The 14,156-nt window shown below is 64.8% G+C and carries 14 protein-coding genes; all 14 read left to right on the top strand.

Features of this window, described 5'->3' with window-relative positions; translation table 11 throughout:
• The first annotated feature begins 14 nt into the window (after nucleotides 1-14).
• The 14 genes from ACGFNJ_RS21755 to ACGFNJ_RS21690 all read left to right on the top strand — a co-directional run bounded on the left by ACGFNJ_RS21755 (nucleotide 15) and on the right by ACGFNJ_RS21690 (nucleotide 14,123).
• Complete coding sequence (locus ACGFNJ_RS21755; RefSeq protein ID WP_393450930.1) at nucleotides 15-1,436, top strand: phage portal protein; 1,422 nt, start codon at nucleotides 15-17, stop codon at nucleotides 1,434-1,436.
• A complete protein-coding gene (locus tag ACGFNJ_RS21750) occupies nucleotides 1,420-2,487 on the top strand; it encodes a hypothetical protein (protein ID WP_393450927.1) in 1,068 nt (355 codons plus the stop codon). The genes ACGFNJ_RS21755 and ACGFNJ_RS21750 overlap by 17 nt, the downstream gene beginning before the upstream one ends.
• A 134-nt stretch (nucleotides 2,488-2,621) precedes the next feature.
• A complete protein-coding gene (locus ACGFNJ_RS21745; RefSeq protein WP_393450924.1) occupies nucleotides 2,622-3,239 on the top strand; it encodes a hypothetical protein in 618 nt (205 codons plus the stop codon).
• Nucleotides 3,240-3,292: 53 nt separating this feature from the next.
• Nucleotides 3,293-4,204: a phage major capsid protein gene (locus tag ACGFNJ_RS21740; RefSeq protein ID WP_393450921.1), complete on the top strand. Its 912-nt coding sequence runs from the start codon at nucleotides 3,293-3,295 to the stop codon at nucleotides 4,202-4,204.
• A gap of 114 nt (nucleotides 4,205-4,318) precedes the next feature.
• Entirely contained in the window at nucleotides 4,319-4,699 is a 381-nt protein-coding gene (locus tag ACGFNJ_RS21735; RefSeq protein WP_393450918.1) for a hypothetical protein, read from the top strand.
• Entirely contained in the window at nucleotides 4,696-5,070 is a 375-nt protein-coding gene (locus ACGFNJ_RS21730; protein WP_393450915.1) for a hypothetical protein, read from the top strand. Before ACGFNJ_RS21735 ends, ACGFNJ_RS21730 begins: the two co-directional genes overlap by 4 nt.
• A 2-nt stretch (nucleotides 5,071-5,072) precedes the next feature.
• Nucleotides 5,073-5,333: a hypothetical protein gene (locus tag ACGFNJ_RS21725; RefSeq protein WP_393450912.1), complete on the top strand. Its 261-nt coding sequence runs from the start codon at nucleotides 5,073-5,075 to the stop codon at nucleotides 5,331-5,333.
• A complete protein-coding gene (locus tag ACGFNJ_RS21720; RefSeq protein WP_393450909.1) occupies nucleotides 5,330-5,737 on the top strand; it encodes a hypothetical protein in 408 nt (135 codons plus the stop codon). Before ACGFNJ_RS21725 ends, ACGFNJ_RS21720 begins: the two co-directional genes overlap by 4 nt.
• Before the next feature lie 48 nt (nucleotides 5,738-5,785).
• The gene (locus ACGFNJ_RS21715; RefSeq protein WP_393450906.1) at nucleotides 5,786-6,379 is read left to right on the top strand and encodes a hypothetical protein; all 594 of its coding nucleotides are present in this window, start codon (nucleotides 5,786-5,788) and stop codon (nucleotides 6,377-6,379) included.
• A 116-nt stretch (nucleotides 6,380-6,495) separates the two neighbouring features.
• Nucleotides 6,496-6,795, top strand: a complete 300-nt coding sequence (locus ACGFNJ_RS21710) for a hypothetical protein (RefSeq protein WP_393450903.1) — start codon at nucleotides 6,496-6,498, stop codon at nucleotides 6,793-6,795.
• Nucleotides 6,756-7,163 carry a DUF5361 domain-containing protein gene (locus tag ACGFNJ_RS21705; protein WP_393450900.1) on the top strand — a complete coding sequence of 136 codons (408 nt, stop codon included), beginning with the start codon at nucleotides 6,756-6,758 and terminating at the stop codon, nucleotides 7,161-7,163. Before ACGFNJ_RS21710 ends, ACGFNJ_RS21705 begins: the two co-directional genes overlap by 40 nt.
• A 1-nt stretch (nucleotide 7,164) precedes the next feature.
• Complete coding sequence (locus ACGFNJ_RS21700; protein ID WP_393450897.1) at nucleotides 7,165-11,562, top strand: hypothetical protein; 4,398 nt, start codon at nucleotides 7,165-7,167, stop codon at nucleotides 11,560-11,562.
• Entirely contained in the window at nucleotides 11,562-12,476 is a 915-nt protein-coding gene (locus ACGFNJ_RS21695) for a phage tail protein (RefSeq protein ID WP_393450894.1), read from the top strand. Before ACGFNJ_RS21700 ends, ACGFNJ_RS21695 begins: the two co-directional genes overlap by 1 nt.
• Nucleotides 12,477-14,123, top strand: coding sequence for a phage tail protein (locus ACGFNJ_RS21690; protein WP_393450891.1), 1,647 nt, complete (start codon nucleotides 12,477-12,479; stop codon nucleotides 14,121-14,123).
• The last annotated feature ends 33 nt before the right edge of the window (nucleotides 14,124-14,156 follow it).

The raw sequence follows: 14,156 nt of genomic DNA, 5'->3' as shown, positions 1-14,156 counted from the left end.
AAGGCGGTTGAGGTATGGCTGAACATGCGCCGCTGGAGCCGGAGGAACTGCGTGTGCTGATCGCCGACATGTGGCGGATGCACATGGATGAGCGGCTGTGGTTCGACCGGATCTATGAGTACACCAAGGGTCTGCGTGGTCGTCCGGAAGTGCCGGAAGGCGCTGAGGACGAAGTCAAGGAGCTGGCGAAGCTGTCGGTGATGAACGTGCTGTCCGGTGTGCGCGACACCTTCGCTCGGAATTTGAGCGTGGTCGGGTATCGCCGCGCTACCGCGCAGGAGAACGATCCGGCGTGGGCGCAGTGGCAGCGCAACCGGATGGATGCACGGCAGAAGGAAGTGGTGAAACCGGCTGTCTCGTATGGGGCTTCGTATGTGAAGGTTCTCGACCGTGGCCGGGGGCCGGTGTTTCATCCGCGGAGCCCGCGGGCGTTGCTGGCGACGTATCAGGATCCGTCGTTGGATGAGTGGCCGCAGTACACGTTGGAGACGTGGATCGACAAGTCGAACGCGCGCCCGCGACGGCGAGGTTGTCTGCTCGATGACGGATGGGAATATCCGTTCGAGCTGGGGGAGGTTCCGGCGTTCGAGCGTGACCCGCACCAGTCGCGTCCGATCTCGGTCGTCGAGTTCGGGGATCCGATCGAGCACCACGCCACCTACGGCGGTGAACCGGTGTGCCCGGTGGTGCGGTTCGTCAACGACCGGGATGCTGATGACCAGGTGGTCGGGGAGGTCGGCCCGTTGATCTTGGATCAGCAGGCGATCAACAGCGTGAACTTCGATCGGATGATCGTGTCGCGGTTCGGGGCGTTCCCGCAGAAGGTGATCTCGGGCTGGTCAGGGACCAAAGCTGAGATCCTGGCGGCGTCGGCGAAACGGGTGTGGTCCTTCGAGGATCCCGATGTGCGGGCGCAGTCGTTGCCCGCGGCGAGCCTGGACGGTTATACGGCGTTGCTGGATGCGATGAAAGCCGCCGTGTATGAGAAGGCGGGATTGTCGCCGGCGAAGTCGGGGAAGCTGATCAACCTCGCGGCGGAGTCGCTGGCGTTGGCCGAGAAGGACGAAACCGAGAAGCTCGAAGACAAGAAGGAAAGCTTCGGCGAATCCTACGAGCAGATGTTGCGGCTCGGTGCGGAGATGGACGGGGATGCGGCGACCGCATTCGACTCCGGTGCCGAAGTGGTGTGGCGCGATACCAGTGCGCGGTCGTTCGCGGCGACGGTGGACGGCATCGCCAAACTCGCGGGCGCTGGTGTGCCGATCGAGCCGTTGTTGCCGTTGGTGCCCGGCATGACGCAGCAGCAGATCCGCGGGATCGGTGAGGCGATGCAGGCCCAGCGCGCGGACAAGCTGCGCGAGGAGTTGCGTTCGAGCCGGCAGTTGCGTTCGGTCCGGACTCCTGCGGTGGCGGTCCCGGATGCCCTCGCAGGATGAGATCGACCAGCATCAGCAAGACGTCGAGGAACTGTCCACGCTGGCGGTAGCCGCGGTTACCGCGGTGGTCCTGGCCTCCTCGGGCGATGAGGATCACCGATCGCTGGTGAAGTCGATCGTGGCGGCGATGGAACCGTATCTGGTCGCGGCGGGACAGTTGGCCGTCGACTGGTATCGGCGCCTTGCCCGTACAAGGTCCGATACGTCGCGGCCCGGCCCGGCGCCCGTTTCGCCCGCGTCGATCCTGGGACCGACGGATCGGATGGCGTTGCTGGATGCGGCGGACTTCGTGCCGCGGCCTGCGGCACTGCCGGCGCCGGAGCAACTCGAGTCGACGGTGGAGTGGGCGCTGGGGGCGCCCGACCCGGTCGCCGCCCCTGCTGTTGTTGGTGAACCCGCCGTGTCGCCACCCGCCCCAACTGAACCCGCCCCAACCGAACCCCTCCGCCGGCGTGCGAGTGACACCACACCCGCAAACGCGACGAGCACCCCGGCGGAGCCGCTGCCGCGCGCGCGGGTGGTCGCCCCCGCCGAGGGCGCGCCCGGTGCCCGCGTGGTGCCCGCGGCGCCCGGTGAGCAGCAAGCGCGAGTGGTGCCCGCGAGTCCCGAACAGCAAGCCGTGGTGCTCGCCCGGTTGGAGGGCGCGACGCAACGCTATGTGACCTCGGCCGCACGCGACACCATCACCGAGAACGCTGATCGTGAGGGTGTGCGATGGGTGCGGCACGCACAAAGCGATGCGTGCGCGTTCTGCCGGATGCTTGCCAGCCGCGGCCCGGAATATCTCACCCAGGAATCCGCGGACGTGGTCGTCGGACGCAGGGGGCGCCCGCGCGGCAAACGCAAGCTCGGTGAGCAGTACCACGACTTCTGTCAATGCGAACCGGTCGCGGTGCGGGCGGGTGATTCCTACACCCCGCCCGACTATGCCGCGGACTGGGAGCTGCAGTACTTCAAAGCCGTTGCCGAGGTCGGCAACTCGGGCAACACCAAAGCGATCCTCGCGGCCATGCGCGCCGCGGAAAGAGAACGCGGCGGCTCGACCCGCTGACCCCTAACTGTCGCCGGAACCTGTTCCGGTGCAGCCCTTTTGGCGCGATGCCGAGGGGCTACCTGCCGTGGCGCGACGCCCGGCAGGCCACTTCCCGCCCGCGAGGGCGGCTCCATGGAAAGGCCGATGGCGCGATGCCTGATGCCGTACCCACCACCCCCACAACGCCTGACCCTGCTCCGGCTCCCACCCCTGCGACCGTCGCCGCACAAACGGCACCGGCTGCAACGGAAGAGCCGAAGACCCCACCGGCCGAAGCGATTCCGGACGACCTCGGGGATGCAGGCAAGGCCGCTATCCAGAAAGAACGTGCGGCTCGCGACGAACTCGCGCGGCAGCTGGCCGAATCCAAGAACCTGCAACAGCAGCTGGCAGACAAGGTCAAAGAGTTCGAGGACCGCGACAAGTCCGAGACCGAGAAGCTCAACGACCAGCTGGCCACGCTGAAAAAGCAGATCGCGGACAAAGACGCCGAGATCCAAAAGGCACAGCACGCCTCATTGCGTGCCGAAGTCGCTGCCGCCAAACAGGTTCCGTCTGGTCGCCTGCACGGCAGCACCCGCCAGGAACTCGAAGCCGACGCCGATGCCTACCTCGCCGAGGTGGCCGAGCGCGCCGCATCCAAACGCCCCCCAAAGCCCTCCACCCCGTCCAGCGGATTGAAGTCCGGCGCCTCCTCCAACGGCGACGCCCCGACTGATCCGAAGGCGCGGGCAGCGGCGGCACTGCGCCAAATGCGCGCGGGGGCATGACCTTCACCCGCCACGGCTTTCCGCGCGGGTGAACACCTGAAAGGAAACCCGAAATGGCTGATATCAGCCGCGCCGAAGTCGCCACCCTCATCCAGGAGGGCTACAGCAACGTCCTGCTCGACGAGGCCGCCAAGGGATCAACTGCGTTGCAGGCGTTCCCGACCGTGTCCATGGGCACCAAAACGACCCATATGCCGGTGCTGGCCACCTTGCCCGAAGCGAGCTGGGTCACCGAATCGGCTGCCGCTTCCGAGGGTGTGAAGCCGACTTCGCAGGTGACCTGGTCGGATCTGACCTTGGTCGCCGAGGAGCTGGCCGTCATCGTGCCGATCCATGAAAATGTCGTGGACGACGCCACAGAGGCCGTTCTCACCGAGATCGCCACCTGGGGCGGTCAGGCGATCGGCAAAGCGCTCGACGCCGCAGTGTTCTTCGGCACGAACAAGCCCAGCTCGTGGGCGTCTCCGGCGCTGGTTCCCGCCGCGGTGGCGGCGTCGCAGTCCATGGCCGCTGTCGACGGTGTCGCGAACGGCTCCGACCTCGTCGGTGCCGCCAACCAGGTCGCGGCGATGATCGCGCTGGCCGGCCACGTCCCCAGCACCATGATCTCCTCGCTGGCGCTGAAGTACCGGGTGTCGAACCTGCGTGATGCCAACGGCCTGCCGATCTTCCGCGACGAGTCCTTCGGCGGGTTCACCACCTGGTTCAACGAGAACGGTGCGTGGAACGCCGCGACCGCGGAGATGATCATCGTGGACTCCTCGAGGGTCAGGATCGGCGTCCGCCAGGACATCACCGTGAAGTACCTGGATCAGGCGACGGTCAACGGAATCAACCTCGCGGAACGCGACATGGTCGCACTGCGGTTCAAGGCCCGCTACGCGTACGTGCTCGGTATCGGCGCCACCCACATGGGTTCGGCCAAGGTTCCTGTCGGTGTCGTCACCCCTGACGTCACCAGCTAATGCAGCGGTTCCGGCACACGATCACCGGCCGCGAGATGGCAGTCCTGGAGGGCTCCTATCTCGCGGGCCTGGTGGCCGGAGATCCCCAGAACTGGGCACTGATCGGAGATGCTGATGGCGTTGGCGACAGCGGAGGACGTCGTGAAAGCCCTGCGCCGGGACCTGACGGGGGAGGAAGAGGAGGACCTCGAAAGCCTGCTCGACGCAGCAAGCGATCTGGTGCTGGGACACCTGTACCCGAAGGTCCCAGCGACGCCAACCCCTGATGGCATCGTCCGGGTAGTTGCCGACATGGTGGCCGCGGTACTCGACCGCCCAAAGCATCAGCCCCAAAACGCCGACCAGCTGACTGCGGGCGAGTATGGGTGGAAGTTCACCGAAGGCTCGACCTCGGGTGGCCCGTGGCTGACCGCGGCCCTGAAGATGCGGCTGCGGCCGTTCAAGGGTTCCTCCGTGGTGTCGGTGCCGTTGGTGTCGGAGCGGTTCGAGTCATGACCTTCCCAACCCCCTATGTCGTGGGCTGGCATGTGCGTGACACGGACGGCCCGGACCGATTCCGGGAAGCCCCTACCTACACCCCAGCCAAGAGTTCTCCGGGGACTCCGGTGCGGGTGATCCAGTGGGCGGCAGCGAAATCGGATTCCTCCGGTCGCGACGGGACCCAGATGGCCGGACACGTTCGCACCGAACTCACGGTGAAGCTCTACGTGCCACCGGAGTTCAATCCGGCTCCTGGGGATCTGATCGACCTGCCCGCCGGGCCGGCAGGACAGTACGAGGTCGTCGGCTACCCCGAGGACTGCAACCACGGGTTCCACGGCTGGCGTCCAGGCAATGTAATCAACCTCCGCAGAATCGAGGGCTGACGATGCCGCAACCGATCCGATGGAAGATGCGAGGGTTCCGGGCCATCCGTACGTCGGAGGCGACCAAGCGGATGCTCTACGACTTCGCGAAGGCCGGTGCCAACGCCGCCGGGGACGGGTTCGTTGCACGCGCCGACAGTGGACGTAACCGTGCCCGTGCGGCGGTCATCGCGGCCACGATCCGGGCCCGGCGTCGTGATGCCCGCGATCATATCCTCGTCGGGCCGGTGATCGACGCGATGCGGGCACACGGGCAGCAGTGAGCACTCCAGTAGTTTTCTCGCCCCTGACGGTTGCGCTGGCAGACCATCTGGCCGACGCGCTGGCTGATCGCGGCATCACGGTGCCCGTGCGTAACGCTGTTCCGCGCACCGGGCGTCCGCCGCGGTACCTGCTGGTGCTCCAGCCTGGTGGGGCGTTGGCGAACCGGATCACCGACCGTCCTCGCATCGTCATCGAGGTGGTCGACGAATCCGGCAGTGCCGCTGCAGAGCTGGCGGCCATCGTGCGCGCCCTGGTCCACGCGGCGGCACCCGGCTACGTCGCAGACATCTGGGTGGACAAGGTCATCGATATCGGCCTCGCGTACTCCGCGGACCCCGACACCAACGCCCCCAGATGCCTCGTCACCAACGAATTGTGGTGCCGGGGAACCGTTTTGACCTGACAACTTCATATCTCCTAGGGCCTGCGCAAATCCCAAGGGAGTGAACCAATGGCTCTGCCAAGCACGGACTACATCGGCGCCGGTACCCCCAACATCGCTGTCACCGGCGGTGTCCTGGCGGGGCCGCTCACCGCGCCGGTCCCTACTACCGCGGTCGCGACGATCGACGCCGCGATCAAACCGCTCGGCTACGTCTCCGAAGACGGCCTGGAAGCACAAGGCGAGCGGACGGTGACGGCGATCAAGGACTGGAACGCCGACATCATCGCCCAGCTGCAGACCGAACACTCCGTCCGCTTCGGCCTGACTCTGTACGGGGCGTGGGACGAGGACGTGCTCGGCGAGGTGTTCGGCACCGCCAACCTCACCGTCACGCCCGCCACCGGTTCGAGCGGCAAGCTGATCCGCGTCAAGGAGACAGGGTCGGTCCTGCCGAACCGGCGCTGGATCTTCGACATGAAGACCGGCGACAAGAAGCTGCGGATCGTGCTGCCCAACGCCAAGGTATCCGAGGTCACCGAGAAGGCCTTCGTCGCAGGCGAATTGGCGGGTTTCCAGGTGACCGTCGAAGCGTTCAAGGACGACGACGGCGTGAAGGCCTACCGCTACTACGACGACGGCGTCCTGGACACCTCCTCGTAAAGACCCCCAGCGATGGCGGGTCTCACCTATGCGCAGGCCTGCCCGCCATCGCTGGGGCCTATCGCCCCCAAAACGCCTGCGCGCCAACATCCACCGAATGAAAGAAAGGTCTGCGCATGACCACCAAACGAGCACCCATCGCCGCGGTCGCGGAAGCCGATGACAAGCGGGTCCGTGACCCGTTCATCTACAAGATCGGCACAGTCGCGGTGTCGCTGCCGTCACTGACCTGGATCAAGCCCGGCACCGTCCGCAAGATCCGGCACCTCAATCAGATCGACCAGATGTACACGCTGTTCGAAATGGTGCTCAGCCCAGAGGAACTCGAAGCGATCGACGATCTGGACCCCGACCAATTCGAAGAAATGTGCAACTCGTGGCGCGAGCACTCCGGGATCGCGCCGGGGGAATCCTGAGCCTGGCCGCTCTCATCGATGAGCACACCCAGGCAATCGAACTGGACCTGATCGACCACGGCATGCGCCTGCGCGACCTCGGCGACACCGTGACCTGGACCGACCTTCGTGCGGTGGTCTACCAGGCCGAGAACACCGCGCTGCGCCGGGAGATCAGCCCCGACCATCAGTGGGGGCTGACAGAGATGCTGCTCGCCGATATCGCGGATTCGCTGCGCTGGCTGAAGTGGGCGAAAACCACAGACGCCCAACGCAAGCGGAACATCCCGCGACCTATCCCGCGTCCCGGCGTCAAAGCCCCCGAACGTATCGGCGCCCCGCTCAGCGTGGCGGAAATGAACAAGTTCCTCGGATGGGAGGTGGCATAACGTGGCCGAAGCGGTCGAACTCGCAGTCACCTACGTCTCGATCGTCGGCGAAACCAGCAAGCTCGCGGAGTCCATCCGCGACGCGATGCGCGAAGGCCAGCGCTACGCCACCGCCCATCCCATCAAAATCAAGGCCGACGTCGACGTCTCTCACATCGGAGCAGTCGAAATCCCCGTCAGGGCCGACACCACCCGCTTCACCCGAGAAATCCGTGACGCGGTCAAAGATGCGCAGCGTTACGCCACCGCCCATCCGATCACCATCGACGCCAACGTGCGGACCGAGGGCATCCCCCGCGACATCCAGCGCAGCATGCGTGAGATCGGTCGGCGCTTCAGCTTTGAGGTGCAGGTCACCGCCGTGCCGGACTTCGCGCGGTTTCCGACCGAAATGCGCCGAGGGCTGGCGCAAATGCAGCGATTGTTCGGCTCGGACTGGAACGTCAGTGTCGGGGTAAACCTCGACTCGGGCTCCGCACTGGCGCAAATGGCCATACTGCGCCGCGAGCTCGAAGCAATGGCTCGACCGATCAATCAATCCGTCAACGTTGATGTCGACCGCAGCGCGGTCGACCGGCTGCGATCGATCGGCTCGGTGAGCGGCGTAGGTGCCCTCGTCGCCGGCGGTGCCGCCGCCGCGGCCGCCGCGATCGCTGCTATCGGTGGTGCCGCAGGCGCCGCGCTCGGTGCAGTCGGCGCGCTCGGCGTAGGCATTGCAGGACTCGGGCCCGCAGCCGCCGCCGCGGGTGCGACTGTCGCGGTCGGCGTCCAGGGCATCGGCGATGCTTTCAAGGCGCTTGGTGCGGCCAGTGAGTCCAGCGGGGCGGACGCGGCAGCCCAGAGCAAAGCGGTCGCCGCGGCCGAAGACCAGCTGATCTCTGCCTACGAGCAACGCCAGTCGGCAATCGAAGGCGTCCAGGACGCGCAGCGCACACTCACTGACGCGGAGAAGGACGCGCGGGACGCAGTGTCCGACGTTGCCCGCGCCTACAAGGACGCCGCCGATGAGCTCGAGGACTATCAACTCAAGCTGCGTGACGCCAACCTCTCAGAGAGGGAAGCCGAGCTCGCGCTACGGGAAGCCCGCGAAGAGTTCGCCAAAGCTCCGGGCAAGGACCGCGAGAAAGCTTTCCTGCGGATGCAGCGCGCCGAACTGCGTCTGGCCGAAGCTCAGGAACGCAACCGCGACGTCACCGAGGAAGCCGCCGACGCCAACGCCAAGGGCATCGAGGGCTCCGACAAGGTCGTTGCCGCGAAAGATCGTGCGGCCCAAGCCGATCAGCGGGTAGCCGACGCGCAACGCGGTGTCGAGAAGGCCAACGATCAGGTCGACAAGGCCAACCGGCAGGTAGCGAAAGCGCAGCAGGCGCTGACCGACGCCACCACGGGAACCTCTGCCGCGCAAGACAAAGCAGCTCAAGCATTGGCGAAACTGTCCCCGGAAGCACGGGCATGGGTCCTCGCGGTTCGCGAGATGAAACCGGCCTGGACCGACCTCAAAGACGCCGTCCAGGATTCCCTGTTCAAGGACTCCGCTGCAGGTATCCGCGACCTGGCCACCGCGGCGCTGCCGACGCTGAAGGCCGGCATGGTCGACGTTGCAGGGTCGATCAACGGACTCACCCACCAGTTCGCCGCCTTCTGGGCCGCACCCCAGAACCTGGAAGGAGTACGCGCAGCGTTCGCGGGCGCCAAGGGCTTCATCGACGGGCTCGGGCCCGGGTTGCAGCAGGCCACCACAGGGATCCTGTCGCTGGGCCAAGCCTTCGAGCCGGTCTCGAACAAGGTCGGAGCGCAATTCGCTGGCATGCTCGGCCAAATCGGGGAGGCATTCACCGACACATTCCAGAACGGGCAACTGACACAACTGATTTCGACCTTCGGTGACATCCTCGCCGGACTCGGAGCCGGGCTGAATCCACTGATTCAAGGCCTGATCCAGATGGGCAACATCGTCGGCCCTGCCTTGGGTCCTTTTTTCGAGCAGTTCGGCAAGAGCATCCAAGCCCTCGCGCCGAGCATGGGCCAGCTCGGCGCGACGTTCGTCAACGTACTCACCGACATCCTGCCCGACCTCGAGAAGTTCATCGCCGCACTCGCCACCGGCCTCGAACCGGTCCTGCCGGTCATCGGCGAACTGCTGAAGTCGCTGATGACCGCACTCACGCCGATGATCGGCCCACTGTCGCAGATCGCACAAGTTGTGGGGACCGCACTGGCACAAGCGATTACGGCACTGGCGCCGTCGATCGGGCCCCTGTCGGAGGCGTTCGCTTCACTCGTCACGGCATTCGCGCCGATACTGCCGGTGATCGCCGAAGTCGCCGCGGGCATCATCTCCGCCCTCGCGCCAGCACTGAAAACCATTTTCGACGCCCTGGCCCCGGTCATCAAGCAATGGACCGAGCTGATGCTGCCGGTGTTCCGCCAGCTGCAGCCGATACTCGCCGACGTCGCCCAGAAGATCGGCACCGCGATCGCTGACGCGCTCGTGCAGATCACCCCCTACATCCCCGACATCGCAAAATCTTTCGGCGACCTCGTGCTGGCGCTCGCGCCGCTGCTGCCGCAGCTCGTCCAGATCGCCGTCGAGCTGCTGCCACCGTTCCTGGACCTGGTCATCGCGATCCTGCCGCAGCTGCTCAAGCTGGTCGACGTCCTAACATGGCTCACCCAAAACGTCATCGGACCGATCGTCATCCCGATGCTGCGAGACCTCACCGCGGGGTTCAAAGACGGATTCGAAGCAGCCGCTGCCGCAGTAAACATTGCTCGCGACCTCATCGGGTCGGCCCTGGGGAAGATGGCGAGCGACTTCGAGGATCTAGGTCGCATTGTCAGCGCGGCCTGGGACGGCATCGTGCACGGCATCGCCGTCGGCGTCCGCAAGATCGGCGAACTTCTCCAGCGCGTCGAGATCCCCGACTGGGTGCCCGGCATCGGAGGCAAAGGCACGAGCGCCCTGGGCTCGACGCTCATCGCCTGGGCCGCCACACAAGGCGCGGCACGCGGCGGCATGATCCTCGGGCCGGGCAGCCGGACCAGCGACTCCATCCCGGTCATGCTCTCCAACGGCGAATACGTGGTCAACGCCGCCTCAACAGCGAAAATGCTGCCACTACTGCAGGCCATCAACGCGGGATGGGTGCCGAGCGCTGATTTCCTGAAGAGGCTGCTCTCCGACAGGCTCGGGTTCGCCGGTGGCGGTCTTGTCACCGACAACGAGAAGGCCCGCATGGGCGGCGGCAGCGTGAACCTATCGCTGTGGCAGGCCATCAAGAACAAGTTCCCGAACGCGCAGTTGACCTCCGCTAAAACCGATCACGATGTCGACGGCGGTTTCCACCCCAAGGGCAAGGCCATCGACGTATCCCCGGACCGGCAGATCCTCGATTACCTGTGGACCAACCGGAACCAGTTGGCGCAGATCATCTTCGACGACCCGAACAAGGTTTGGTACAACGTCAACGGCGAACGCGCCGAGGGTGCGAAAGCTCGCGCCATCTACACCGAAGGCGTGATGAAGCAGCACGCCAACCACATTCACGTCGCCGCGGCCAGCGAGTTCAAAGACTCCGGGATCGCGCAGCAGCGCGGCGCACTCGACAACCGCACCGACAAAGAGAAAGTCGTCGATGAGATCGTCGCGGTCGGCAAGTCGATGGGCGCCTCCGATGAGGCCATCACTGCGGCACTGGCGACCGGACTCGTCGAGAAGGAGCTCCGCAATACCCCCGGCGGGCCGGACGGCTCGACGGGGGTGTTCCAGCAGCGCGACTTCGATGAGTGGACCAAGGGCGGAACGCGGGACCGCCTCAAAATTTCGGACTCGGCGCGCACGTTCTTCGAGAAGTTCAACGAAACCGACGCCAGCCTGTCCCCGGGCCAGCGCGCGCAGGCAGTCCAACGCAGCGCCTTCCCCGCAAAATACGACCAGCGGATGGCCGAGGCCGGGCAGCTGTACAAGGAGTCCCAGGCGCGCGGATCTTCTGACGCATCATCCGGGGCGTCGTCCGCCAGTAGCAGCAGCGCGGGATCAGGTGACGCGCAACACGTGTTCGTCGTCAACTGGCCGTCCAGCGCGCAAAGCCAGGGCACGACGTCCGCAGTGACCCAAGGCGCCACCCCCGGTCAATGGTGGGACGGAGGCACTGAGCCGGCGACCTCGCCTCAGCTCGCAGCACCGACCACCCCTGACATTGGTTCCGGTCTCGCGTCGGCCGGATCGGACTTCCTCGACGCCAACCTCAATGACTTCCTCGGAACCCTCGGCATCCGATCCTCTGGAGGCGCTATCCAAGAACTCGTCAAGGTGATCCAAACCCAAATGGCCGCCGTGATCGCCGAGGAGTTGCGCAAGTCCCGCACCAACGCAACCTCCTTCATCGGACGCCGTTGATGGACACCACCCTCATCCAGGTCGAAACCTCCGCAGGGGAGTGGTGGACACTCTCCGGGGACGGTAAGGGAGATCGTGGGGTCTATCTGGGCCAGCGGGTCGCCGGATTGTGGATGGCACCGAAGGAAACCATCTGGAACTCGACAGCGTTCCAGGACGGCGCTACCTATGGCGGTGACCGAAATCCCAAGCGCGAGATCACCTTCGACGTCGAGATCATCGGCAACCAGTATGGGTCGTGGGAACGTAACTGGTCGGACTGGATCAGGGCGTGGCGCGCCGACGAGGACTGCAAACTCTGGTACGAGACGGAGAACTCGCGGCGCTGGCTGAACGTGCGCCTGGGCAAGCAGCTCGACATGGCACCCACGATCGACCCCATCCAAGCCGGCCACGTCACGGTGACGATGAACCTGATCGCAGGGGACCCGTGGTGGTATTCCGAGACCGTCACCTCCTCCTATGTGACGACCACCAACACTGTGTCCAGCGGCAGCGAGGCCGGGCACGTGAATCTGTCCAACCCCACCCCGTTGGACATGTGGCCGATATGGGTGATGCAAGGCACGGCCGGGATCCGCTGGACGATCCCGGACTGGAGCTTCGGCAACGACGACTTCTCGCGCGCCGTCACCGACGTGGCCCGCGCTATTCAGATGCCGCCGCTGATCCTGAACGAACACGTCGTGCTCGACACCGACCCCCTGGCCGAGAACGGGCAGGTCAACTCCTCGCTCGACACCGAGGTGTATCAGCGCATGAACGGGGTCAGGTTCATGTATCAGGTCCCGCCCTACACCGGCACCGAAGCGGAACCTGTTGTTTTGCCCATCTCTGTTACGCACGCCCCGATCGGGGCGGGAATCGAGTTACGCATGCGCAGGGCCTGGCCCGCCCCGATGGGAATGCAATAGATGGTCGCGACAATCGATTTCGACGCGGTCTTTGATGAGATCACCGCACGCCTGAAAGCGGACAGCAAACGACGCCTGCACACCCCCCTCATTCGCTTGTGGGATGGAAACTGGGATCTGCGCGGGGAAGTCCACCGGGAAATCTCGGCGACATTCCAGACCCTCAACAACGAGACGGGTATCGGGCAGATAGAGATGCCCGCCCGCTACTACCTGTCGAAATGGTTGACCGACGTCGACAGTAGAGCGGGACACAAAAACACTTTCGTCACCGTCGACTATCAAGGCGCCCGCTGGTCAGGGATGGTCGACGAGGTCGAACAGTACAAAGACACCGACGGGCAACGCAATGTCCGGGTGACGATCAAACACGACTACGAACACCTCAAGCACATACTCGTCTACTCGAACCCGTTCCTGCCGCCGGAATTCCAGTTCCCGCGCCTGTGGATCATGTTCGGGCCAGCGAAATGGGCGCTCAAACTCACGCTGATGGTCAACATCATGCGCCTGGAATCCTCACTGTGGGCGCTACCCGATGACCCGCTGAACCTCAGCAGCTGGTTCAACTTCGACCAATCGACATGGTCGCAGGTCGTGTCCCCGCTCTCGTTCGGCGACGATGCTTCCCAGTTCGCGATTGTGCACAGCCGCTTCAAAATGATGCACGACGTCTCCAAACGCATCACCGACGACGCACAACTGACCTGGGAACCACGCCGTTACCTCACCGGCGACCCCGCCCCATGGCCCGGCGCGAACCTGCGCCACGGCTGCCTCGTCTGGGACCTCGTCGACCACTCCGGGTGGGACACCGAAACCTCATTCGGCGGCAGCCTGTTCTCGGGGCTCATCCGCGCGTTCACCAGCATCGGTTCCGACGGCATGACCGAGGGAACCACCGTCATCTCCGACCCCACATTCCCGCCCGAATACTCCACCCCCGGACACAAGGGCACCAACCCGCGCGCACCAGGCATCATCCTGCGCGACGGCAAACGCACCGGCGTGCAGTCGTCCTCGTTCAAATGGAAACCGGCGACCGATGTTGGAGTAGTCACCGGCGGTCATTCAATGCCTGGCGTAAACGAGCTCATCTCTGCGGCCATCAACATGGCGGGCGATCTCATCGCCGCCGCAATTTTTATTCCGCCCATCGGCGGAATGTTGGATGCAATTTTGAAGCCACTTTACACAGATGTGATTTTAGCATTCATGAAGTGGAAAGACATCGGACGCGCTCAGGACCTCGGTTGGAGCCACCTCCATGAAACCTGGGGAGAAGGTGCCGATAGGGCATATACTCTCTCGGCTCTCATCGCGCTACGCACAGGTATGTGGCGCACCCGCGAGCAGACCTCCCACACCGTCATTGTTGCGGACGGCACGGAGAACCTGCGGATTGGGCAGAACGGATTCGGCAACGCCTACATCGGCACACGAATTGGAACGTCGGTCCGCGACTGGGGAGAGCCAGGGCGTGTATATGTCGACAGGATCACCGAACTCACCCTCGGGTGGTCACGCACCGAGTCGCCTGCATTCAAGATCGTAGTTGGGCAGAGGCCGGACGAAGATCCGATTCTTAAAGCGTTCGAGATGGTGCAAGAGATTCTCTCGATCGCACAAGAACTCGGAGTAATTTGACATGCTAACTATCTCTGCGATACACCAGCCTCG

It is taken from the genome of Nocardia sp. NPDC049149, from assembly GCF_043197455.1.
GTDB lineage: Bacteria > Actinomycetota > Actinomycetes > Mycobacteriales > Mycobacteriaceae > Nocardia.
Note: the sequence above shows the minus strand (reverse complement) of the source record. Positions and strands in the feature narration are given on the sequence as shown.